The organism is Corynebacterium antarcticum (genome assembly GCF_016595285.2).
Taxonomy (GTDB): domain Bacteria; phylum Actinomycetota; class Actinomycetes; order Mycobacteriales; family Mycobacteriaceae; genus Corynebacterium; species Corynebacterium antarcticum.
Genome location: NZ_JAENIP020000004.1, coordinates 262,685 through 286,562, shown reverse-complemented (window position 1 = coordinate 286,562; position 23,878 = coordinate 262,685). Strand labels below are relative to the sequence as shown.

General features: G+C 66.1%; 19 protein-coding genes. 8 read left to right on the top strand and 11 right to left on the bottom strand.

The window, feature by feature from the left end; genetic code table 11:
- Positions 1 to 22: 22 nt before the first annotated feature.
- The 5 genes from nagA to JIM95_RS10845 form a co-directional block, all read right to left on the bottom strand.
- Positions 23 to 1,189, bottom strand: coding sequence for an N-acetylglucosamine-6-phosphate deacetylase (nagA, locus tag JIM95_RS10865; protein ID WP_200256267.1), 1,167 nt, complete (start codon positions 1,187 to 1,189; stop codon positions 23 to 25).
- A gap of 101 nt (positions 1,190 to 1,290) precedes the next feature.
- Positions 1,291 to 2,127 carry a DeoR/GlpR family DNA-binding transcription regulator gene (locus JIM95_RS10860; protein ID WP_200256269.1) on the bottom strand — a complete coding sequence of 279 codons (837 nt, stop codon included), beginning with the start codon at positions 2,125 to 2,127 and terminating at the stop codon, positions 1,291 to 1,293.
- Positions 2,128 to 2,264: 137 nt separating this feature from the next.
- Complete coding sequence (locus JIM95_RS10855) at positions 2,265 to 3,101, bottom strand: class II fructose-bisphosphate aldolase (RefSeq protein ID WP_200256271.1); 837 nt, start codon at positions 3,099 to 3,101, stop codon at positions 2,265 to 2,267.
- 27 nt (positions 3,102 to 3,128) lie between these two features.
- Positions 3,129 to 4,088: a 1-phosphofructokinase family hexose kinase gene (locus tag JIM95_RS10850; RefSeq protein WP_200256273.1), complete on the bottom strand. Its 960-nt coding sequence runs from the start codon at positions 4,086 to 4,088 to the stop codon at positions 3,129 to 3,131.
- Positions 4,089 to 4,119: 31 nt separating this feature from the next.
- A complete protein-coding gene (locus JIM95_RS10845; RefSeq protein WP_200256276.1) occupies positions 4,120 to 5,016 on the bottom strand; it encodes an SIS domain-containing protein in 897 nt (298 codons plus the stop codon).
- 595 nt (positions 5,017 to 5,611) lie between these two features.
- On the opposite strand from JIM95_RS10845, the gene JIM95_RS10840 reads away from it, so the two are divergent.
- From JIM95_RS10840 to JIM95_RS10820, 5 genes are all read left to right on the top strand, one after another.
- Positions 5,612 to 6,055 (top strand): PTS sugar transporter subunit IIA, encoded by a 444-nt coding sequence (locus JIM95_RS10840; RefSeq protein ID WP_200256277.1) that lies wholly within the window; start codon positions 5,612 to 5,614, stop codon positions 6,053 to 6,055.
- A gap of 56 nt (positions 6,056 to 6,111) precedes the next feature.
- Positions 6,112 to 6,396 (top strand): PTS sugar transporter subunit IIB, encoded by a 285-nt coding sequence (locus JIM95_RS10835; RefSeq protein ID WP_198739198.1) that lies wholly within the window; start codon positions 6,112 to 6,114, stop codon positions 6,394 to 6,396.
- Between the two features lie 39 nt (positions 6,397 to 6,435).
- Positions 6,436 to 7,770 carry a PTS ascorbate transporter subunit IIC gene (locus tag JIM95_RS10830; RefSeq protein WP_200256279.1) on the top strand — a complete coding sequence of 445 codons (1,335 nt, stop codon included), beginning with the start codon at positions 6,436 to 6,438 and terminating at the stop codon, positions 7,768 to 7,770.
- Between the two features lie 117 nt (positions 7,771 to 7,887).
- Positions 7,888 to 8,637, top strand: coding sequence for a sugar isomerase domain-containing protein (locus JIM95_RS10825; protein WP_200256281.1), 750 nt, complete (start codon positions 7,888 to 7,890; stop codon positions 8,635 to 8,637).
- Positions 8,638 to 8,828: 191 nt separating this feature from the next.
- On the top strand, positions 8,829 to 10,256 hold the full coding sequence (locus tag JIM95_RS10820; RefSeq protein WP_200256283.1) for a hypothetical protein: 1,428 nt from the start codon (positions 8,829 to 8,831) through the stop codon (positions 10,254 to 10,256).
- A 336-nt stretch (positions 10,257 to 10,592) separates the two neighbouring features.
- Here JIM95_RS10820 and JIM95_RS10815 read toward each other — a convergent pair whose 3' ends face one another.
- From JIM95_RS10815 to trmB, 4 genes are read right to left on the bottom strand one after another with little or no spacing between them, the layout of a single operon-like run.
- Complete coding sequence (locus JIM95_RS10815) at positions 10,593 to 11,675, bottom strand: lysylphosphatidylglycerol synthase transmembrane domain-containing protein (protein WP_234034382.1); 1,083 nt, start codon at positions 11,673 to 11,675, stop codon at positions 10,593 to 10,595.
- An 8-nt stretch (positions 11,676 to 11,683) separates the two neighbouring features.
- Positions 11,684 to 14,002, bottom strand: a complete 2,319-nt coding sequence (locus JIM95_RS10810; RefSeq protein WP_200256287.1) for an MMPL family transporter — start codon at positions 14,000 to 14,002, stop codon at positions 11,684 to 11,686.
- A gap of 55 nt (positions 14,003 to 14,057) precedes the next feature.
- A complete protein-coding gene (locus tag JIM95_RS10805) occupies positions 14,058 to 14,744 on the bottom strand; it encodes an NYN domain-containing protein (protein ID WP_200256289.1) in 687 nt (228 codons plus the stop codon).
- Between the two features lie 56 nt (positions 14,745 to 14,800).
- Complete coding sequence (gene trmB, locus JIM95_RS10800) at positions 14,801 to 15,568, bottom strand: tRNA (guanosine(46)-N7)-methyltransferase TrmB (RefSeq protein WP_200256291.1); 768 nt, start codon at positions 15,566 to 15,568, stop codon at positions 14,801 to 14,803.
- A 325-nt stretch (positions 15,569 to 15,893) separates the two neighbouring features.
- Here trmB and JIM95_RS10795 point away from each other — a divergent pair, with 325 nt between their 5' ends.
- Together JIM95_RS10795 and JIM95_RS10790 are read left to right on the top strand one after the other, a co-directional pair.
- A complete protein-coding gene (locus JIM95_RS10795) occupies positions 15,894 to 17,729 on the top strand; it encodes a phosphoenolpyruvate carboxykinase (GTP) (protein ID WP_200256293.1) in 1,836 nt (611 codons plus the stop codon).
- Positions 17,730 to 18,135: 406 nt separating this feature from the next.
- Complete coding sequence (locus tag JIM95_RS10790; RefSeq protein ID WP_200256295.1) at positions 18,136 to 20,289, top strand: DUF5979 domain-containing protein; 2,154 nt, start codon at positions 18,136 to 18,138, stop codon at positions 20,287 to 20,289.
- Between the two features lie 193 nt (positions 20,290 to 20,482).
- Here JIM95_RS10790 and JIM95_RS10785 read toward each other — a convergent pair whose 3' ends face one another.
- Entirely contained in the window at positions 20,483 to 21,271 is a 789-nt protein-coding gene (locus JIM95_RS10785) for a class I SAM-dependent methyltransferase (RefSeq protein WP_248113849.1), read from the bottom strand.
- A gap of 42 nt (positions 21,272 to 21,313) precedes the next feature.
- Between JIM95_RS10785 and JIM95_RS10780 the strand changes: the two genes are divergently transcribed.
- On the top strand, positions 21,314 to 22,429 hold the full coding sequence (locus JIM95_RS10780) for a glycosyltransferase family 4 protein (RefSeq protein WP_200256297.1): 1,116 nt from the start codon (positions 21,314 to 21,316) through the stop codon (positions 22,427 to 22,429).
- Here JIM95_RS10780 and JIM95_RS10775 read toward each other — a convergent pair.
- Positions 22,377 to 23,873 (bottom strand): MmpA family trehalose lipid delivery protein, encoded by a 1,497-nt coding sequence (locus tag JIM95_RS10775; protein ID WP_200256299.1) that lies wholly within the window; start codon positions 23,871 to 23,873, stop codon positions 22,377 to 22,379. The genes JIM95_RS10780 and JIM95_RS10775 overlap by 53 nt on opposite strands.
- Positions 23,874 to 23,878 lie beyond the last annotated feature (5 nt).

Here is a 23,878-nt window from a genome sequence, read left to right as displayed (position 1 = left end):
CCCCTGACTCTACCCCTCCGGGTCAGGCCGGTTCGACAGCTTCGCCGGCTGCCCAGATGTGGGTGGGGAGCAGACTCTCCGGGTCGAGGATGAGGACGTCTCCGGGGTAGCCCTTGGCGATACGGCCGTAGCGGTCGTTCATTCCGATGCAGCGTGCCGCGTGTCCGGTGGCGGCGGCGACGGCGACATCAAGGGGAACGCCGACCCCGTGCACTGCGTTTGCCACCGCACGGTCCATGGTCAGGGTCGACCCGGCGAGGGAATCGCCTTCGGCGAGGCGGGCGACACCGTCGCGGACGTTCACCTTGAGCTGGCCGAGCATGTAGTCGCCGTCCGGGTTGCAGGTGGCGGACATCGCGTCGGTGACGAGTACGACGCGTTCCGGAGCCTCGAGGAACAGGGACCGGACGACCTGCGGGTGCACGTGGATCCCGTCGTTGATGACCTCGACCCACACCCGCTCGTCGCGGAGGGCGGCGATGACCGGGCCAGGGGCGCGGTGGTGGATGCCGTTCATTCCGTTGAATGCGTGGGTGAGCTGGGTGGCGCCGTTGTTGAAGGCCTCGCGGGAGGTCTCGTAGCTCGCGTCGGTGTGTCCGACCGCCGCGACCACGCCGTTCTCGACGAGCAGCTTCACCGCTTCGGTGCCGTTGGTGCGCTCCGGGGCGATGGTCATCTGGACGATGGTGCCCTCACCGGCGTCGAGGATCCGCCGGACGTTCTCGTCGGTGGGGTCCTTGAGCTCGTGTTCGGGGTGGGCACCCTTGTGCCCCGGATCCAGGAAGGGGCCTTCGGGGTGCAGGCCGATGACCCGCGGGTTGGTGCGGACGATCTCCGCACCCTCGCGGATGCGCTTCTCCATCAGATCCAGCGAGTCGGTGACGTAGGAGAGAACCGCGCGGGTGGTTCCGTGGGCCGCGTGCTTCGCCAGGGCTGTGGCGGTGGCCTCGGGGCCGTCGTCGTATGCGACGCCGCCGCCGCCGTGGTGGTGGACGTCGACGTAGCCGGGGACCACGGGTGCGCCCTGGGCGTCGATGACCTCGGCTCCGTCTGCGGGCCAGCCTCGGGAATCGGCGGTGGTTCCGACGTGGGTTATTACTCCGTCCTCGATACGCAGGGCGCCGTCGGGGGCGGTTCCGCCGATGGTGCCGTCGTAGAGGGCGGCTGAGTGAATGATCAGGGTGGACATGATTCAACGGTCCTTTTCGGGTTGTTGCGCAAGGTGGGTCGGGAAGATGCCCCGGCCTGGAGCTGAACTGTGGAGAACTGTCTTGATGGCACCACCGCCTGTCAGACCGCGGAACGCTGCGCGGAGGGGGTGCCGGCGTCCTGGTGGGCGATGATCACGTTGTATCCGAGCTGCGTCAGTCGCTGCGTCCACGCCGGATCGACATCGGAGTCGGTGACGATGGTGTTCACGGTGTCGATGCCGCCGAGTGAGGAGAACGAACGACGTCCGAACTTCGCGTGATCCGCGACGACGACCGGGGTGATGGCTCTGGTGGCCATCATCCGGTTCGTCTGGGCCTCGAACTCGTCGACGGTGCCGGGTCCGTTCTCGTCGATGCCGTTGGCACCGATGAACGCGACGTCCATGCTCAGCTGTCCCAGTACGGTCGCGCCGAGGGGGCCCGTCAACTCGTAGGAGTTGCCGTTGAGGACCCCGCCGATGAGCACGATCTTCATGTTCGTGCTGCCCGCCAGCAGATAGGCGATGTCGATGGCGTTGGTGACGACGGTGACGACCGGGTAGTTCGTGGGGACGTCGTTGGGGGACTGCTCCGCCGCCCACTCGACGAGCTGCTGTGCGATGGTTCCCACCGTGGAGCCGCCCGACATGCCGACGACGCAACCGGGTTCGAGATAGTTGAGGCAGTGGCGGGCGATGGTGGTCTTCTCCGTCAACTGCTGCATCCGTTTCTGGCGGACGGGCGTGTCGAAGGCGACGATGTTGCTCCGCGCGCCACCCCGGGTCCGGCGCAGGAGGCCGCGCTCCGCGAGTGCATCGAGGTCACGGCGGGCGGTCGCCGGGGAGATGTCGAGATCATCGACGAGCTGCTCGACGGTGACCGTGCCGGTGTCGGCGATGGTGTCGAGAATCGTGGTGAGTCGCTCGCTGCGGATCATCGCGGTTCCTCCTGCACTGAAGTGCGTGAATCCTGCGCAACCGGGGGCGCGCATCGCGGGGACAGGGAAAGTGGGGGCGTCCGGTCGCCGCTCCCGTCCCGTGAGCGGCGACCGGACGACTGGCCATGTAGCTGATTCTATACTTCGGTGAAGACGCCGATGAGTCGTTCGGCTTCGGCGCTCAGCGCCTCACGTCCCGCCTTGATGTACTTGCGGGAATCCGTGACCGACGGGTTGTCGTCCAGGAATTCACGCACGGCACGGGTGAAGTGGCCGTTGAGGTGCGTCGAGACGTTGATCTTCGTCATACCGGCACGGATGCCGCGCTGGATCTCCTCGTCGGGGACACCGGAGGAACCGTGGAGCACCAGCGGGACGCCGGCGGCGTCCTTGAGCTCGCCAATCAGGTCGATGTCGAGGGATGCGGTGCGTTCCTGCATGGCGTGCTCGGAACCGACGGCGACGGCGAGGCCGTCGACACCGGTGTCGGCGACGAACTGCTTCGCCTCGTCCGGGCTGGTGCGCACACCCGGGGTGTGGGCGGTCTTGCCGCCGATCTCACCGAGCTCCGCCTCGACGGTCGCGCCACGCTCGTGGGCGTAGCGGACGACCTCCGCGGTGTTCGCGATGTTCTCCTCGACGCTCAGTGTCGAACCGTCGTACATGACGGAATCGAAGCCGAGGTCGATGGCCTGCTTGGCGAGATCGACGGACTCGCAGTGGTCCAGGTGGACGGCGATCGGGGCGGAGGACGCGTCGGCCAGCGCGATCATGGCGAGGCCGATGGGCTCCAGGTTGTCGCCGTGGTAGCGGACGCAGTTGTGGCTCATCTGCAGGATGACCGGCTTGCCGGCCCGCTCCGCGGCGGAGACCAGTGCCTCGGCGGTCTCGAGGTGGATGACGTTGAAGGCCGCGGCGCCGATCTTCTTCCCGGCTGCGTCCTTGACGATGTCGAAGGTGTTGATTCTGGTCATGGTGTGGGGTTCCTTCGTGTGGGGGTGTCAGTTGGTGCGTTCGTCGATGATCACGGTGTCGGCAAGCTCACGCCACCGGTCGCTGATCACACCGGCGGTGTCCTCGAGGACGGCGGCCGCCGACCACGCGGTGGCGCGGCGGAGGAGGTCCGCCCGCCCGAGACCGTCGATGAGACCGGTCGCCAGGGCGGAGACGAGTGCGTCGCCGGCACCGGTGGGATTGCCCGTCAGGGGCTCGGGGAGACGCGCGCGGGTGCTGCCCGCGCGGTCGACGGCGAGCAGGCCCTCCTCGCCCATCGAGACGATGACCAGCCCGACACCCAGGTCGAGGAGCTGTGCGGCACCGGCCTCGGGATCTTCCGTGCCGGTGGTCGCCGCAAGTTCGGCGGCGTTCGGCTTGACGACGTCCACGCCTGCGCGACAGGCGGCCTTCAGGTGGGCGCCGGCGCAGTCGACGATGATCCGGGCGCCGGCCTTACGGGTACGGTCGATCATGGTCTCGAGGACGTTCTCGTCCGCGCCGGGGGGCCAGGAGCCGGACACCGTGACGGTGCTGCCCGGGTGTGCGACGAGCGTGCGCTCGAGCTGATCCGCCAGCTGCGTCCAGATCTCCGCCGGGTGCCGGTCACCCTTCTCGTTGATGATGCTGGTCGCACCATCGTCGGTGGTGTGGATGGCGAAGGTCTCCCGGAGGCGTACGGGCGTCGGGGTGAATGCGGCCTCGGGGGAGGCCTTGCCTTCGGCGGGGACGTGCCCGGGAGCGTCGTCGTTGACCGGTCCGAGCATGACCGCCGGGTAACCCTCCGCAGCGGCGACCGCCGCGACGTTGACCCCCTTGCCCCCGAGTTTGCGCTGCGCGGTGTCGATGCGGTGCGTCTTCTCGGGGACGAGGCGGTCCAGCGTGATCGTCACATCGAGGGCCGGATTCGGAGTGATGGCGACGACGGCGGCGGTGGCGCCGGTGTCTGCGGTGGGTCGTGTACTCACGTGCTGATCCTTCGTGTCGGGGCCAGTGTGGTTACTTCAGGATGACCGAGCGGGTCAGGTTGCGCGGGTGATCCGCGTCGAGTCCACGGGCGCGGGCCGTGGCCAGCGCGATGCGGTGGACGCGGACCAGATCGGCCATCGGGTCGATGTCGTCGTCGATGAAGGTGGCACCGGTGTCGGCGACCTGGGCCGCCAGACCCTCGGGGGCGGGGCCGAAGTTCCAGGTGATGCGGCCCTCGGAGGCGATGGCGATCGGTCCGTGGCGGTATTCCATAGAGCTGTAGGACTCGGTCCAGGCCTGGCAGGACTCGCGCATCTTCAGGGCGGCCTCGGTGGCGAGGCCGAGGCGCCAGTCGGTGCCGAGGAAGGAGTACTGCTCGGCGTTGACCAGCTTGTCGTCGAGATCGGCGGCGAGCACCTCGCGGGCCTGCGCGATGGAGCGCTCGATGACGGAGCGGTCGTCGATGGAGGCACGCAGGAAGGTCAGTGCCGTGGTGGCGAAGCGGGTCTGGACGACGGACTGCTCGTCGGCGAACTCCAGGTTGATCACGTGATCGGCGAGTTCCGCGACGGGGGAGTTCTGGTCGCCGAGAACGGCGATGGTGCGCATGCGGTCCCCGACCTGCTTCAGCAGATCGATGATCTCGCTGGTGGTGCCGGACCGGGTGATCGCGATCAGGACGTCGTAGTCGCGGTCGAGGCGGGCCTCGGTGGCGGTGTAGGCATCGGTGACGCCGTGTCCGGCGCTCTCCCGGAGGGCGGCGTAGGCCTGTGCCATGAACCAGGAGGTGCCGCAGCCGACGACGGCGACGCGCTCGCCGGACTTCGGGAGGACGGAGCGCTCCTGCTCCATGTCCAGGGCCTTCTGCCAGGTGTCGGGCTGGCTGGTGAGTTCCTGTTCCATGTGGGTGCCGAGTGCACTGCTCATGTTGATCGTCTCCTAACGAAAAGACTTCGGGTGGCTGAATCGTTGCTCTGTGGCGGTAACGGCGATCCGCATCCTCTTCGTGGTGCGCGACGGCTGACGGTCGGTCAGCCCGTCGGTGAGAGAAACTCAGCGGATTGTCACCCTCGATGATTGCAGATGATTGAAAACCTGTCCACCCAATCGTCAAACGATCAGAGATATTTCACACTCGGGGGTGGTATCTTTGGCTGAATTTCAGCCTCACGGTGACGCCTGACGCTCCATCTTGTCCCATGTGATACAGGTTATATGATTGTAATAAATGCAGTTGAGACGGCATAAAATAGGCGATTTTTCCCCTGGGAGGGTGGGATCCCAGCCTGTCCAGACTGTTCCGGGGTCGGGGGAGGGCGTATGACGACACTGATTGAAAATGGAGAATAAGGCTTGCGGCGAGCAAAAACGCTCAATACCATCAGTGTTGTGACAGGCACACAGTGCGTATTGAGAGGGCTGGCCCACAGTCGGAACTCTTGATTTTTGAAGATGGAATCCGCACGGCGGGTTCCGGAGACTGGAAACAATCACAGAAACATCACCGGAGGATGAGGACACAATGACCTTCAAACCCGATGCGGTCGCCGCAAAGCAGACTGCCGCCGACTGGCGTGAGGCCATCCGCCTAGTCGGTGGGCTCTACGAGCGCGAGGGCATCGCAACCAGCGAGTACGCCGAAGCGATGATCAACGGTGTCACCGAGTTCGGCCCCTACATGGTGCTCATGCCGGGGCTGGCCATGCCGCACGCGAAGTCCGCGGCAGGCGTCAAGCGTGCCGGAACCGCCGTCGTCACGCTGTCCACCCCGGTGGAGTTCGGCAGTCCCGCCAACGACCCCGTCGATGTGCTCGTCTCCTTCGCCGCCGGCGACAAGAAGGGGCACATGGAGATGATCAAGTCACTCGCCAACGTCCTCTCCGACGGTGACCTGATCGACCGCGTCCGCGCAGCGGAGACCGACGAGGAACTCGCCGCCATCTTCACCGATCTCGCCGACGACTGACAGCTTCATCCGCTCCACACCAGACATTTCAAGACACCGACAGTAAGGACCCCACAATGATCTCCATCGCAACCGTCTGCGGCATGGGCCTCGGAACCTCCATGATGCTCGCCAGCCAGATCCGTACCCTCCTCAAGGGCGAGAACATCGACGCCCAGGTTCAGGCCATCGACCTCGGTTCGTTCAAGTCCCAGCCGTCCGACATCGTCGTCACCACCAGCGGCATGGCGAGCAACGTCCAGGGAACGAAGTCCATCGTCGTGCTCATCGACAACCTCATCGACAAGAACGAGGTCCGCACCAAGGTGCTCGACGCCATCAACGAGTTCAACTCCAAGTAATTCCCCCGCCCATTCCACACAGATCGGTTCAGAATCATCATGAATCCCGTTCTAGATTTCATCGTTCAGCTGATCCAGATCCCCGCCGTCATCGTCGGCGCGATCGCGTTCATCGGACTGATGGTCCAGAAGAAGCCCACCGGAGACGTCATCACCGGAACGGTGAAGACGGCACTGTCACTGCTGATCATCGGTGGCGGCGCCGGCGTCCTGGTCAAGGGCCTCGCCCCCATCCAGAGCATGTTCGAGATGGCGTTCCCCACCTCGGGAATCACCACCTTCGTCACATTCGATGAGGCCGTCGTCTCCGCGGTCCAGACCTCCGGTGTCGGTACCATCGGTTCCGAAATCGGCCTGACCATGCTGTTCGGTTACATGTTCCACCTGTTCCTGGCGCGTGTGACCCCCTGGCACTACGTCTACCTCACGGGCCACATGATCTGGGTCCACGCCGGTGCATTCACGATCCTGATGCACTCCCTCGGCTTCAACCCGTTCCTCACGGTCTTCACCGCGTCGCTCCTGGTCGGCTTCTACTACACGCTCGCCCCGGCCATCGCACAGCCCTTCGTCCGCAGGATCACCGGCGGCAACGAGGTCGGTTTCGCACACGGCCAGACCCTGCTGAACGTCCTCTGCGGCTACCTCGGCATGGTCGTCGGCAACAAGGAGAAGTCCACCGAGGACACCCAGCTCCCCGAGAAGCTCTCCTTCTTCCGTGACGTCGCGGTCTCCACGACCATCGTCATGACGATCGTCTCCCTGCTGTCCGCGACCGCCGCGGTCATCTCCGGTGGCACGGGTGCCTTCCAGGCCGCTGTCGACGACGGCGGTATCTCCGACGGCCAGAACTGGATCGTCTTCGCCCTGCTCATGGCGCTGCAGTTCACCGCCGGTATGCTCATCCTCCTCTACGGTGTCCGCATGCTGATCGGTGAGATCGTCCCCGCCTTCGAGGGCATCTCGCAGAAGGTCATCCCGAACGCCATCCCGGCCCTCGACGTCCCGGTCCTGTTCGCCTTCGCCCCCAACGCCCTGCTCGTCGGCCTGATCTCCGGCCTCATCGGTCAGATCGCCGGTATGGCGCTGTGTGTCGCGCTCGGCTGGCCGGTCCCGATCCCGTCGATGATCGTCGCCTTCTTCGCCTCCGGTACCGCCGCGATCTTCGCGAACTCCACCGGTGGCCGCACCGCCGCCTGGCTCGGTGGTTTCCTCTGGGGCTTCCTCGGCTGGATCCTCATCTCCTACGCCTTCAACATGCAGGTGTTCGGTGACCTCACCGAGTTCGGCGCTGAAGGCCTCGGCTTCACCGTCCCAGACGCCATCGTCCCCGGCATCGTCGTGGACGGAATCGGAAAGCTCTTCGGAGTCTGATAAACCCCTCCGGTGCCCGGGACCCCACCCCGGGCACCGGTCCAGGGCGGTATCCGATCCGCCCGCCCAACGTTTCACACCCCCCAAGCTCAACCAGAAAGAAGGAAGAGAAAAACCATGTCAGACCTTCTCAACACCTACTTCGACGAAATCACCGCCCTGCTCGCGAAGATCCGCGAGGAAGAACTCCCCAAGGTCGAGGATGCCGCGGACACCATCGCCGACAAGGTCATCGCCGGCGGCCGCATCTTCGCCTTCGGTGCCTCCCACTCGTCCCTGCCGGTCCAGGACATCGTCTACCGCGCAGGTGGTCTGATGCTCATCAACCCCCTCTACGGCCCCGGTATCGAAGCCCTGACCACCCGCCCCACCACCCTGGGTTCCCAGATGGAGCAGATGCCCGGCTACGGTGAGGTCCTCTTCAACAACTCCCCGCTGAAGGAGGGCGACGTCCTCATCGACGTCTCCGTCTCCGGCCGCAACGCGGTCCCGGTCGAGCTCGCCCGCTCCGCCAAGGCGAACGGCGTCTTCGTGGTCGCGCTGACCTCGCAGAAGTACACCGCAGCGGTCGACTCCCGTGTCCCGGACGGAACGAAGCTCCTGGATCACGCCGACGTCGTCCTGGACAACAAGGTCGATCCCGGTGACGCCGTGCTCTCCCTCGAGGGCATCCCGCAGAAGTTCACCCCGGCCTCCGGCGTGACCTCCACCGCGATCCTGCACAGCCTCTCCGCCGCGATCATCGAGAAGCTGCTCGCCAAGGGCTTCTCCGCACCGGTCTTCCTGGCCGCCAACCTCGACGGTGGCGCCGAGTGGAACGCCAAGCACATGGCCGAGAACGCCGACCGGATCTTCTACCTCAACTGACGCGAGCCGTCCACGGACGGCCCGTGCGGGGTCAACAAGGACCGTTCGTCCCCTGTCGATCGGAAAGCGGACGGACGGTCCGTAGGTACACTAGAACTGATACATTCCTCGACCGGTACGCCGATCCCCGAACCGGTGCCCGGTCAACCGCACAGGTGCCCCAGTGGCACCGCACCAGCAAGGAGAACAACATGAAGAAACTCCCGCTGAAGAAGACGATAGCCATCCTGGCCGTCAGCGCCGTGAGCCTTCCGCTCTACGGTTTCGTCGGATCGTCGAGCAGCTCTCTCGGATCGAGCTACCCCGATTTCGGATACGACTGGTTGGATGACGCCCACCGCGACGGCTGGGAACTCCAGTACGAGGAGACCTTCGACACCGCCCCCAACCTCGATGCGGTCCCGTGGGTCCAGGACACCTACGGTGAAGACAGCCCGTGGAACGTCGACGAGTTCGACGACGACGGCATCTACTTCCAGCACATCGGCGGTCCCTCGTTCCAGCGTGCACTCGACAGCTTCAAGCTGATGCGCAAGCGTGCGAAGATCGGCGAAAAGGGCTGGCTGACCGTCGAGATGGGCACCCGGGACATCAACCCCGACGGCTCCAAGGCGACCCCGCCCACCCTCGAGGTCAAGAACGGTGCCGCCAAGATCAACGTCCCGTGGGACGGCGGCCTGATCTTCACCTCCACCGATCCGCTGCCCAGCCAGTACCGCGTCGAGTACGAGCTCAAGACCCTCGACTTCGGCGGCAAGCGACCCGGCGGGGAGAACAACGGATGGGACTACGACGGCAAGACCAACGGCTACGTCCCCGGCGAATGCAAGACCAACTTCCCGTGGACCCGCAAGGGTGACTACAGCCAGGGCGGTGCCGACAAGGTCGACGGCTGCGCGAAGCCCTGGGGCAACGTCACCGCGGAGAACGGCTACTACCTGCTGTCCATCATGGACTACGCACACCCCGCACCGCACAACAACATCTTCATCCACAGCCACCGCAAGGTCGGCATGGACATCTACTCCGTCAACGGCGGCTGGGCCCGCGTCTACAAGGCCTGCAACCCCGCCACCAAGGAGATCTTCCCCTACACCGAGTCCAACGGCAACGGTGTGAACGAGATCTTCTTCGACGGCAGCGCCTGGCGTGACAAGGCCTTCGCCTACAACCAGTTCATCATGCCCACCGAGTGCGGCGTGAGGGACGGCTCCGACAAGGACGCGACCATCGTGTCGGCGGTCGAGCTGCAGCCCGAGCTGATGCCGGACGAGACCTACAGGTTCGCCATCGAGCGCACCGCCACCGGTTACGTCCAGGAGATGAGCGGTAACTTCAAGAACGTCGGTCAGCAGACCTACCGCTACGAGCGCCCGTTCATCAGCGAGGTCAACGGTCGGGAAACCTCCATCTGGCACTACAACCAGACCCCCGGAGAGTACGACGGTCGCTTCAACGAAACCCTCACCTTCGAGGGACCGCACGGTTCGTTCGACAAGGAGATGTGGCCCGCGGGCTCGGCGTACCCCGACAACTTCGTCATCGGTATCCCGCACCTGAACTACTACGAAGGCTCCGCCACGGTCGACAACATCCGGCTCTACACCCCGGCCCGGTAGTAGACCGACGGCGACCATCCAGCGGTGATCACCGCTGAACGGCACACCCGACAGACCCGCGACTCCACCTCACGGTGGGGCCGCGGGTTCGTTCATTCATTCCCCGACCTCGTCGGCCCCCTGTGTCACCCTCAGTAACCGGGAGATGCGACGGCCCGATGCGATCCGAGCGAACGGAGAGAGTGTGCGCCCGGTCCACCGGGGATGCCCGGACGGGGACGATGCCCCGTTGTGTGACGTCCGCTGGAGCGGTGACCCGCACCATCGCCGTCGGAGCGGGTGGTCGACCGCGGTGGCGGCTGAAAATCGGCGGGGGCGCCGCGTCCGGAGATTGGGTCAGCGGACCCGGTTGCGGTTGTCGGATGAGGACACGGAGGCTGCCGAGAGGGACTTCCTGTTCACACCACGCCGGGTGAAGTACACGAGATAGACGAGCCAGCCGATGGCGGTCACCGCCAGGAAGGACACCATGCGGTAGACGAAGACGGCGCCGAAGGCGTTGGCGCCGGTCATGCCGACGGCCACGAGGGTCGCCGTCATGGCGGCCTCCACGGGGCCTAGGCCCCCGGGTGTGGCCTGGACGGTGCCGGCTATCTTCGCGGTCACGTAGGCGAGCGTGACTCCGGCGACCGTGGTGTGGTCGGGATCCGCGTAGACGGCGGGGAACACCCCGGTGACCGCCCACACGCTCGCCCAGAGAGAGACGATGTCGAAGCACCAGTTGAGCAGCGACCAGAGCGAGATGACCGCGAACCGCGGCACCGTCAACCGGACATCGTGGAGCTGGTGCACGTGACTGAGAATGTCGTCGAGTCCCGTGTCGCGGTCCCGTCGCCGCAGTCTGTTGAGACGGGGCCACCACCGGCGGACCCACCGGGCGACGTGGCGGGGGTTGTCGGAGGCCCAGTAGACGGCCCACGCCAGCAGTGACATGACGGCGAACGTACCGATCAGGGACACCAGCGACAGGTCGGCGCCGAGGATCACGATCGCGGACACCCCGAGGGCGACGAGCCACATCGTGGACAGAGCCCCGGAGAGCACGATCTGCCACGAACAGACCATGACCCCGGCACCCCACGAACGCATGGTCTGGTACTGGAGGACGGTGGAGAGCGCCTGGCCCCCCGGAAACGAGGAGGACCAGGCGTTGGACGCGAAGGTCAGCGCGTTCGCGTCCCGGCGTCTGACCGGTACACCTCCGGCCCGGAGGAGCAGGCGGAGGACGGCGGCCATGGCGTACAGCGAGGCGATGGCGGCGAGCAGCGCAGCCCCGACCCCGATCGGTTCCGCACGGCGCACCGCGGCGAGCCCCTGGCTGAAGAGGTCGGTCCGGCCACGGAGGAAGAAGACGGCCAGTGCGATGAGGATGAGCGGGGTGAGCCACCTCACCCAGGGGTTGCGGCGGAGCTTGCTCAACCTCCGGATCATCTGCCGGTTCCCCGATCCAGCTGGGGTTGGTCGTCGTCGGCCTCCAGGCGGGCGAGGAGCTCGGGGAAGGGAATCAGGGCATCGTCCTCGCGGACGGTCCTGCCGTGACGCGCGGCCTCGCTGTCGCCGATGACGACCGCGTGTCCGACGGGCAGTTCACCGGGGGGCGGCACGGAGGTGGGGACCTCCGATCCGTGGCCGAGTCGGGCCGCGGCCTTCTTGATGAACAGCGGCGCCCACCAGTTGTCCTCGCGCAGGAGGTGCATGACGGCCGGTACGAGGAGCATCCGGATGATGGTCGCGTCGAGGACGAGGGCGGCGATCATGCCGAACGCGATGTACTTCATCATGACGATCTCGGAGAACCCGAACGCACCGCAGACGACGATCATGATGACTGCGGCGGCGGTGATGATGGAACCGGTGTGCGCCGTACCGTAGCGGATCGCCTGGTCCGTGGTCGCGCCCCGCTCGCGGGCCTCTACCATCCGGGAGACGAGGAACACCTCGTAGTCCGTGGACAGGCCGTAGATGATCGCCATGATGAGCACGAGGACCGGGCTCATCAGTGGGCCCGCGGAGTAGCCGAGGAACGAAGCTCCGACGCCGTCGACGAACATCGCGGTGAGGATACCGAGGGTCGCGCCCATCCCGAGGATGGTCATGATCACCGCCTTGGCGGGCAGGATCAGCGATCCGAAGGTCAGCGCCATGAGGATGAAGGTGGCGATGACGACGTAGAGCGCCATCCACGGGAGTTTCTCGAAGAGCGCCTCGATGGACTCGACCTCGAGTGCCGGGGTACCGCCGATGTGGACCTCGACCCCCTCGGGAACGTCGATCTCACGGAGCTCGTCGACGACCGAACCGTTCAGGCTGCGGTCGGTGATACCGGCGGTGAGGACGGTGGTCCCGTCCTTGGTGGGCGAACTGGGGCTGAACCGCCCGGTCAGACCGGGGACGGAGTTGGCTTGCTGGTAGACCTGCACGAGCTGGTCGTTGGTGGCGCCGGTGACGACGAGCTTGATGGGTTCGGTCCGGAAGGCGGGGAACGTCGAGTCGAACTCGGCCTGGGCCTGCCGGACCTCGTTGGCCGGGGGCAGGTAGGTTTCGTTGATGCCACCGAACTTCACGCCCGCCAGCGGCAGGGTGAGCAGGAGGAGCCCGGCGACGATCGCCAGCGTGACGATCTTCGAGTGCCGCATCGCCCACGCGGGGACCCGCCCCCAGAAACCCCGGGTGACGTCCTCCCCGGCATGCGAGGTCCTGCGGATGGCGAACTTGTCCACTCTCCGCCCGAGCAGGCCGAAGATGCTGGGCAGCACGGTGATCGACAGCAGTGCCGCGAGTCCGACCGCGCTGATCGCGCCGTAGGCGACGGATTTGAGGAACGCCTGGGGGAAGATGAGCAGGCCGGACAGTGCGACGGCGACCATGCCCGCGGAGAACACCACCGTCTTTCCGGCAGTCGCCGTCGTCGTCGCCACCGCGTCCGGGATGTCCGATCCGCGGTCCAGTTCCTCGCGGAACCGGGACACCATGAATAGCCCGTAGTCGATCGCCAGACCCAGGCCGAGGAGTGTGACCACTGACTGGGCGAACACGTTGACCTGTGTGAACCCGGCGAGAATGGAGAGAATGCCGAGCGAACCGAGGATCGACAGAACACCGACGATCAGCGGCATGGTGGCGGCGACGATCGATCCGAAGACGATGATGAGCAGCAGCGCCACCGCGGGAAGGGCGTAGACCTCGGCACGGGAGACGTCCCCGGCCATGCCCTTGTCGAGAGCGTCCGCGACAGCGGTTGATCCGGCGACGAAGACTTCGACGCCGTCGGGAAGACCGTCCGGGACGAGGTCGTCCTCTACCGCCCGGAAGTCCTTCAGCGTCTGTTCGCCGTCGCCCTTCAGTCCGATCGCCGCGAACGCGGTGCGGTGATCCGTGGAGACCAGCTGTCGGTTCCGGGTCTTGTCGAAGTAGCCGGTGACGTGACTGATCTCATCGGGATGCTCGGTGCGGAGGCGTTCGAGGTGCTCCGCGATCGCGGTGAACAACGTCGGATCGTCGACGGTGCCCCCCTCGGGTGCGTGGACCAGGAGAACGACGTCGCCGTTGTTGTCCCGGCCGAAGGTCTCGAGCTCGATCGCGGCGGCGCGTGAGGAGGATGAGCCGGGATCGTCCCAGCCCTCCTGGCTCATCCGGTCGTCGAGGCGCAGTCCGAACAGGATGTAGAGCGCACAGATCGCGGTGAGCACCACCAGCGGAACCACGCGGCGGTACCGGTAGGCGAGTCGTCCCCAGGTTGTGAACACGGTGGCGTCGACTCCTTGTCTTCGGTCTCGGAGGGATGGAACGGTCAGTGTCGGATCAGGAACGGCCGGAAAGGAGCGCCGACAGCGGCCGGAAGGGCTGCAGCCAGGCGCCGCCCTCGGGGAGAGAGTCGAGGGAGATCCGCGGCAGTGGCTCGCGGAACACGCCGGGGATCTCCTCGAGGTCGATGAATTCGATGGTCTCCGAGCTCACCGCCCATGACGCGTGCTCGTGGAAACCGATCACCGTGACGGGCATCTCGGAGGCCAGTTCCTCGAGCGTTTCGCGGAAATTCTGTCCGTCGGCGCTCGCCACGACGAGGCCGTGGAGGATCCCCTCCTCGTGTCGGCGGCGAATGTGGGCGAGCATGTCCGGGTCGACGTCGGAGTCGTCGTCGGTCTTCGGTTTCGCGAACACCGCGAAACCGACGTTCCGCAGCGCCTCGACCCACGGGCGGACGACATCGGAGCCGCCGGGAGCGACATTGGTGAACACGGTGGCCTCAGGCTCCAGATGGAACCCGAGCTCCTCCGAGCGGATATCGGCACGACCGAGGAGCCAACGGCCGATGGCGTCGAAACGCGGTCGGTACACGGCGGTCGGACGCCCCCCGAGGATCGCGCCCAGACCCATGTCGAGGTTCGGTGCGTCCCAGACCAGCAGGAGGGTCTGCGGGCCCGGATCCGTCGTATTGTCCGTGTGCTCGCTGTAGTTGTGCGTGTGATCGTGATGGGCGTTATTCATTGGAGGGTCTTTCGCTGGTCATCGGGTCAAGGGGAGGAGGACTGGAGGGACCGCACTCACAGGGGGCGCTGCCACAGGAACTCGGTGATGCGGTGGTCGCGGTCGAGTCCCTTGCCCTCGAACTTCGTGATCACCTGTCGGTCAACCAGCTGGGGGCAGTCCGGCCACGGCCATCCCCGGTACTCGAGCTGCGGCTCGACGTCGACGAGATCGGAGATCCACTCCGCGTAGTCGGCGTGATCCGTCGCGACGTGCAGCACACCTCCGGGCTTCAGCCTGCCGGCGATCAGGTTCAGTGGCCCGGACTGGATGATGCGGCGCTTGTGGTGCCGCGCCTTGGGCCAGGGGTCCGGAAAGAAGATCCGCATTCCGGCGAGCGACTCCGGCGCGATCATGCGGTTGAGCACCTCGATGCCGTCGCCCCGGATCATCCGGATGTTGTCGATGCCGCCCCGGACGGTCGCGCCCAGCAGTTTCGCCAGGCCCGGCTTGTAGAGCTCGACGGCGATGACGTTGACGTCCGGCTCCTCGACGGCCATCGCCGCCGTGGACGTGCCGGTTCCGGAGCCGATCTCGAGGATCGTCGGGGCGCTGCGCCCGAACCATGCATCGGTGTCGATCGTCTCGTCGACGAGGACCTTGCCGAGTCTGGGCCAGTGCTCGTTCCAGAGGCGCTGCTGATTGTCGGTGAGGGTGCCCCGGCGGAACGTGACGTTGCCGAGGCGCGGGTAATCGAGCCCGTCGTCGAAGACGGACTGCAGGCGGCGACCCGAGGGAAGTTCCCCGAGATCGCCGGGGCTAGGGAAATTATCGGTGCTAGACATCCTCTCCAGTTTGCCTGCTGTGCCGGACAAACTTCAATACACGCGCCGGCGTCCGTGGCCGCCGTCCGCTCGATGCTCGGTCAGCGGTCGGGCCACGACGACCCGGATCGAGGGGAAGGAAAACCAGAACACCCCCGGGAGGGGGCGGGATATCTTCACCGAAACGGGCGGATTGCACCTCGTGGATGAGGGAAATTCGGGGGTGTCGAACTGGTAATGACAAATGTGGTCAGGGTCTCAATGCGACTCGCTGCAAGGTGTCGGTGCCCGGGCTACGCTGGGCGATGAGAACTCTGCCGAACGACAGAAGATGTCAGGAGTAAAGATGACCGAGTCAACAATCCCGCGCCTTGAGGGTGCACTGCCCACGAAGAACGAGGAACTGATCCGATGGATCTCCGAGGCGGTGGAGCTGTTCCAGCCCGATCGGGTCGTCTTCGCTGACGGTTCCCAGGAAGAATGGGATCGGCTCGGTGCCGAGCTCGTCGAGGCGGGTACCCTCATCAAGCTGAATGAGGAGAAGCGTCCCAACAGCTACCTGGCACGGTCCAATCCCGCGGATGTCGCCCGCGTCGAGTCTCGGACGTTCATCTGCTCCGAGGATGAGTCGGGCGCCGGTCCGACGAACAACTGGATGGATCCGGCCGAGATGAAGGCCGAGATGACGGAGTGCTTCCGGGGGGCCATGAAGGGCCGCACGATGTACGTCGTCCCGTTCTGCATGGGCCCGATCAGCGACCCCGACCCGAAGCTCGGCGTCCAGTTGACGGACTCCGCCTACGTCGTGATGTCCATGCGCATCATGACCCGCATGGGCACCGAGGCCCTCGAGAAGATCGGCGACGACGGCGAGTTTGTGCACGCCCTGCACTCCGTCGGCGCGCCGCTGGAGCCCGGTGAGGAAGACGTCGCCTGGCCCTGCAATGACACGAAGTACATCACCCAGTTCCCGGACACCCGTGAGATCTGGTCCTACGGTTCCGGCTACGGCGGAAACGCCATTCTGGCGAAGAAGTGCTACGCCCTGCGTATCGCGTCCGTCATGGCCCGCGACGAGGGCTGGATGGCCGAGCACATGCTCATCCTGAAGCTCACCTCCCCCGAGGGCAAGGCGTACTACATCTGTGCGGCGTTCCCCTCCGCCTGCGGCAAGACGAACCTGGCGATGCTCGAGCCGACCATCGACGGCTGGACCGCCGAGGTCGTCGGCGACGACATCGCGTGGTTGAAGTTCGGCGAGGACGGCCGCCTCTACGCGGTCAACCCGGAGAACGGCTTCTTCGGTGTCGCACCCGGAACCAACTACGACTCCAACCCCAACGCCATGAAGACGATGGAGCCGGGCAACTCCCTGTTCACCAACGTCGCGCTCACCGATGACGGTGACGTCTGGTGGGAGGGCCTGGAGAACAAGCCCGATCACGCCATCGACTGGAAGGGCAACGACTGGACCCCGGACTCCGACGAGCCGTCCAGCCACCCGAACTCCCGCTACTGCGTCCCGATCTCCCAGTGCCCGGTTGCGGCGGAGGAGTTCGACGACTGGCGAGGTGTCCCGGTCTCCGCGATCCTGTTCGGCGGCCGTCGTCCCGACACCGTTCCGCTGGTCACGCAGGCCTTCGACTGGAATCACGCCACCATGATCGGAACCTTGCTGTCCTCCGGTCAGACCGCCGCTTCCTCCGAGGCCAAGGTCGGTGCCCTGCGCCACGATCCCATGGCCATGCTCCCGTTCATCGGCTACAACGCCGGCGAGTACCTGCAGCACTGGATCGACATGGGTGAGAAGGGCGGCGACAAGATGCCGCCGGTGTTCCTGGTCAACTGGTTCCGCCGCGGCGATGACGGCCGCTTCCTGTGGCCCGGATTCGGCGAGAACAGCCGCGTGCTGAAGTGGATCGTCGACCGGATCGAGGGTCGTGTCGAGGCCGACGAGACCGTTGCGGGCCACACCGCCCGGGCCGAGGACCTCGACCTCACAGGCCTGGACACCCCGCGTGCCGATGTCGAGGAGGCACTGACCGCTCCCCCGGAGCAGTGGGCCCGGGACATGGAGGACAACGCCGCCTGGCTGGAGAAGCTCGGCCCGGCCGTCCCCAAGGAGGTCTTCGAGCAGTTCGAGGCGCTCAAGGAGCGCATCGCGAAGCACTCCGGGGAGTAGTACCGGACAGTCTCTCGCCCGGGGGCCACCGACAGTACCCGCTGTCGGTGGCCCCCGGGCTTTGTCGTGCCGTGGTCGAACACCCGGAGCCCATTGATTCTGATGGTTCTGAAAACGGTTTACAACCGATCTTTCGTGCACAGATATCTCAAATAGGTTTGATCGAGATTTGCGGCGCTGATTCCGTTCTATTTGGTGGGGTAGTGGGGTCAGGAAAATGGATACCGCCGTTGTTTTGCGAGGTGAAGAGCCTTTTTGCGTACCGGAAACCTTTGGTAGGCTTTCGCAGGGTTGCTGCGAGGATTCTGTAAGGTAACGGTGGAATTCCAGCTTAATTTTCTCCGGATGATCGCCGGAGAGATAAGCGAAGAACGTTCGCCCTGACCGAAAAGAGAAAACTGACAACATGAATACGCGACAATTGCGGGGACGACCTCTGCCGATCGTGATGCTGGCGACACTCGCGTCAGTACTGGCACTGATTCTGGCGTTCATCTCCGTCCCGACCGCCGGCGCTGAAACCGGCTCCGACCGGACCGCGGACTACGTCACCAGTGTCAATTTCACCCGGAGCTCCGGAAAACGCGCCTCGGAGCCTCTGCGCTCGGACGAGGCACTCACCCTGAGCATCGACTTCAGCGCCAAGGAGTTCCAGGATGATCCGGACAAGGCGGTGCAGCCGGGCGACTACCTCGTCTTCGAACTGCCGGGATGGCTGCACACGGTCAGCAAGGCGGTGAACCTCACCGACGCCTCAGGAGATGTGGTCCTCGAGTGCGAGAACGCGGACGATGACCACGCCGTCAGGTGTGTATTCACCGACTTCGTCACAAAGAACTCGCAGGACGTCGGCGGCCACTACGACATGCTCGTGTACGGGGTCGCGAACGAAGAGATAACTCCGTGGTCCTTCGACATCGGTCCCGCCACCGTGAGCGTGACGAGCATTCTCGACGAGGACGTCATCGGCGACGGAGTTCTCCCCCCGGTGAAGAATCCGAACCAGCCCGAGGTCATCCAGGAGAACAATTCGAAGACCGGCAACTTCGTCGGGGTGGCCAGCTGGACCGAGAACCTCGGAATCATCCGGTGGAGCATCGTCGTCAACGGAACAGGTGGAGCCCTGAAGATCATCGACGAGATGGAGGGACCCCAGACTCCGTTCGAGCGCTCGAACACCTACGACTTCGAGCGGAAGGAGGGCACCGACATCCGCGTGCGCACCCGGGCCGACGAAGACGCCTCCGGTGGTACATGGGAGTACGTCGCCCACGGTGGCAATGCAACCCCGTTGCCCGCCGATGACTGGACGATCGACTGGGACGACTCCAAGGCCACCATCGGAATCCCGGCGACCGAGAAGGGCAAGGTCTACCAGATCAACATCTACACCCAGTTCCCGATGGACGCCTTCCCGAACGGCTCACGGGTCAGCAACACCGCGCGCATCGACGGTGTCGACTTCGACTCCACGATCACAGCGAAGGCGATGGTGGGCGGCTACGCCTACGGCAGGCCCGGATACGGCAAGATCGCGCTCACGAAGAATGTGGTCAGTGGCGTCGGGACGGTACCCGCCGGATTCAAGGGGCCCCTCGCCGGTGACAGGTATTCGGTGAACCTCCACTGGGTGGATCCCGACGGAACGGTGCACGATGAGATCGTCAAGGTGACCGAGGGACAGGCCGATCTCGATTCCCTCCCCGAATTCCTCAAGGGCACGGAAGTCACCGTGACGGAGCAGGCCCCGGCGGACACTGAGAACTACACCTGGGCCGCTCCCGTATTCGAGAAGGAGGGCGGTGACTCGAGGGTCACCATCTCGGACGACAAACAACAGGCGGTCGTGGTCGTCGGCGACAACCGCGTCTCCTCACTGGCCATCCGCAACACCTACGCACCCAAGACCGCGTCGTTCAGTGTGACGAAGCAGGTTGAGGGTCTGGACGAAGCCGATGTCAGGGATATGGTCTTCGAGTTCACCTACACCTGTGGTGAAACGACCGGCATGTTGGATGTTCGTGCCGGGGAGACGGTGCAGTCGCCGGAGTTCCCGGTGGGTACCGTGTGCACCGTGGTCGAGGACAGGGGTTCGGCTGAGTTCGACGGTTATTCGTTGACCGTGTCGCCGGAGTCGTCGACTGTGGTCGTCGCTGTCGATGACAGTGATGATCTGAAGGTGACCAACACCTACGACGGGCCTCCGCCAGTCGTCGACGGTTCCGGATGGGCGTCCTCGGCGGGAATCCCCTGGCTCATCCCCCTGGTCGGCTCGGCGGCACTGGCCTCAGTCGCGCTGCTTCCCCTGCTGTCCTCCGGTGGATCAGTGGCCACCCAGGGTTCGTCGAACACGGGTCCGGCGGCAACACCGACCGTCCCCGGTGCACCGGCCCCCGGGACTCACGTCGAACAGTCACCGAACAACCAGACCGAACAGCCGAAGGAGGAACGCCGGGGAGGATTGCTCGCCGAGACCGGAGCGAACGTCCTGCTGCTCGTCCTGGTGGCTTTCTTCCTCATGGGACTCGGACTGGTGATGGTGCGCCGCCGCCGTAGCTGATCCAGGCTGATCACCGCCAGGTGATCGCCATCGGGCCGCCCCGGGAGGACACCTTCCCGGGGCGGCCTCGTCAGTTCCTGGGCCCGGTCCCGGTGTTCACACAGGTGCGTACATCAATCCGGGAAATTCACGGGATGAGAGAGCCCATTCCGGTCGGTGATTGATCCCCGGGGAGCCCCACCGGACGCCGGATTCAGGCCAGTTCGGTGCGTCTGCGCAGCACGATCACCAGATTGCTCACCGCGAACTCCCGCAGCACCGGAACGCGGACCATCCACCACGCCCACGCGGGGTGGTAGCGCGGAAACACGCCGCACACCTCGGCGCCACTCGACCACGCCCACCTCAGGCCGGCCGCGCAGGAGACGTCGAAGAGCGACTCACCGAACACATTCTTCGGCGGACGGCCGTGCCGCCGGGTGTACCGGTCACGAGCGAAACCACCACCGATGTAGTGCGGGAGCACACCGGTCTCGTGGCCGCCGAAAGGACCGAACCACACCGTGTAGCTCAACACCACGAGTCCCCCGGGGCGGGTGACCCGCACCATCTCATCGCCCATCGACCACGGATCCGGTATGTGTTCCGCGACGTTGGAGGAGTAGGTCAGGTCGAATACCCCGTCCCGGAACGGCAGCGCCGTACCGGAGCCACGGACGGCTGCATCGACCTCGATACCGGCCGCCGACATCTCCCCCGCGTCCGGTTCGACCGTGACGTAGTCACAGTCACGTGCGGCGAACGCCCGGGAGAAGTAGCCGGGACCGCCCCCGACGTCGAGGATGTGACGTCCGGAAAGACCCGCACCCGTACAGTCGGCGTGGAGTGACTCCAGGATCCGGGCGGTGTCCTCCGCGAGGTGCCCGTAGAACAGTTCCGGGAGGGCCTGTTCGAAGCGGAAGTCCCGGAGGAGACCGACCGACCGGCGGAGAGTCGCCAGGCGCCGGGTCCGGGGAAGCCGGTATGAGGGGAGAAACAGCACTGTGACAGTGTATCGGTGGCCGCCGGTTAGACTGACTGGGTCATGAAGATCCTGTTCCTGTGCTGGCGCGACACCTCCCACCCCCAGGGCGGCGGCAGTGAGCGCTACCTGGAGCGCGTGGGGGAGTACCTCGTCCGGCGCGGCCACGAGGTGGTCTACCGGACCGCCGCGCACGACGCCGCACCACGGAGACAGACCCGGAACGGGATCCGTTTCACCCGCGCCGGCGGAAAGCTGACCGTCTATCCGCGTGCGTGGGCGGGGCTCCTCGCGGCACGGGTCGGGCTGGGACCGTTGCGGGGTGTCGACGTCATCGTGGACACGCAGAACGGGATCCCGTTCTTCGCCCGCATCTTCGGTGGCAGGCCGACGGTACTGCTCACCCACCACTGCCACCGGGAGCAGTGGCCGGTCGCGGGGCCGGTACTCAGCCGGATCGGATGGTTCCTCGAACGCCGTGTGGCGCCCCGGGTGTACAGGTCCAGTCCCTATGTCACGGTCTCCGGGCCGTCCGCGGGGGAACTCGTGGAACTCGGGGTCGATGCCGAGGCGATCCGGATCATCCGCAACGGCGTCGACCCGGCGCCGACTGACTTCGCCCGCTATCCGGAAAGCGGGACGACGCATCTGGTGACGCTGTCCCGCCTCGTGCCGCACAAACAGATCGAGCACGCCATGAACGTGATCGCGGCGCTCGCGCCGACGCGGGACGTGGTCCTCGATGTCATCGGCTCAGGGTGGTGGGAGCAGGAGCTCAGGGACCACGCACTGTCGCTCGGGATCGAGGACCGGATCGTCCTGCACGGCCAGGTCAGCGAGGAACACAAGCACGCCCTCCTCGCCCGCGCCGCACTGCATCTGATGCCGTCCAGGAAGGAAGGGTGGGGGCTCGCGGTCGTCGAGGCGGCACAGCACGGTGTGCCCACCCTCGGGTACCGCAGTTCGGCGGGACTCAATGATTCCGTCATCGACGGGGTCACCGGGGTTCTCGTCGACGATGAGGCGGCGCTCATCCGCGCGACCGCTGCGCTTCTCGACGACCCCACCCGGCGAGCCAGGCTCGGTGCCGCGGCAGAGAACCGAGCCACCGAGTTCTCCTGGGAACTCACAGGCGGGCAGTTCGCCGAACTGCTGGAGCGCGTCGCAACACGGCGGTGAGCACCGGTACGGCGAGCCACGACCCGGTCAGCCCGAGGCCCAGCCACCAACGCCAGTCCCGGCGCGGGCTCCCGCCGAGATCGTGGACCGCCCCGTCGTCGACGACGACCCCGATCCCGGCAGCGCGGACGCCGTCGGTGTCGCCGCCCCGCCACGACTCCACGCCCCGCACCCACCGCGGGTTCGGGGCGTCGGTGAGCTCGCCGTCGACCCTCAGAGCGCCGGGGTCGACGAGTGGGAGGGCTTTGGACCGCGGGTCGACGACGGTTCTGCCGCGGTAGGTGATGATCGTTCCCGCGTCGGTGATCAGCACGTCACGGCCATCCGCGACCTCCGCGAGCCGGGTCCACGCGGGATCCGCCGGAACCGGCTGTAAAACTCCCACCGCGCGGGGGGCGTCGGGCACCTGGAGCACGGCGAGGAGGATGACCGCCCCCGCGAGGAGTACCCGGCGGTCCGCGACGAGAGCGGCCAGCGCAGCGAATGCGGGGACGGCCAGGACGACGTACTTCTGTGCGTCCCGCAGCAACCCGGCCCCGGGCACATGGGCGAGCGACCAGGTGGCGGCCCCGGGCAGGAGCCACCACCCCAGCGCGATCCCGAACCCGGTGCCCGCGAGTATCAGCAGCGGTCGTGGGCACCTGCGTATCCCGGCGGCCAGCAGTACTGCGAGCAGGACCCCGAACACCGCGAATCCCGCTGACCGCGAGGCCGGAACGGCCGTCCCGTTCCAGATACCCCCCAGCCCGAGCAGCGCACCGGCGGTCCCGACGAGATGCTCCGCCCGGGGTGCGAACGCGGTGGCACCCCCGGCGCCCGTGCCGGCCCCACCGAGCAGCGCCGGCACCAGCCACGGGAGAGTCACCAGGAGACCGATCCCGGCGGCGGCCGGTACCTGCCGCGGCCGGTGCCACGAGCACGCGACCGCCACCGCGATTCCCAGCACGGCACCCGACGGCGTCAGAGATGCCGCCCACAGCCCCGCGGTCAGCGCCGTCAGGTTCCCGGTGAGCGCGGCCCAGGCGATTCCGGACAGCAGCCATGCGGTGATCACCAGGGACCAGTGCCCCTGCACCAGACGCTCCACCACGAAAGGGTTGGCGATGGTCACGGTCACCGCGGCGAGTTGCGGGCCGAGCCTGTCACCGCCGGTGACGTGCCGCGCGAGTGCCGCGGCTCCGGCGGCACCGGCCAGGCCCGCGAGGAGAAGAAGCAGTCGTGCGAGCACCGAGGCATCGACGAGCATCCCCGCCAGAGCCAGGACCCCGTCCTGCGGTGCCCCCCGTGCCGGTAGGTCACCGAAGCCCAGGGCCGACAGGCTCAGCGCCGGGTGGGGGAGTACCACCATGTCCCGCTGGATCAGGGCGCCCGCTCCGACGAGCGGCCACAGCAGAACACCGACGCAGAGGACCGACCAGGCGGTCAGAACGGTACGGCGGATCACGCCAC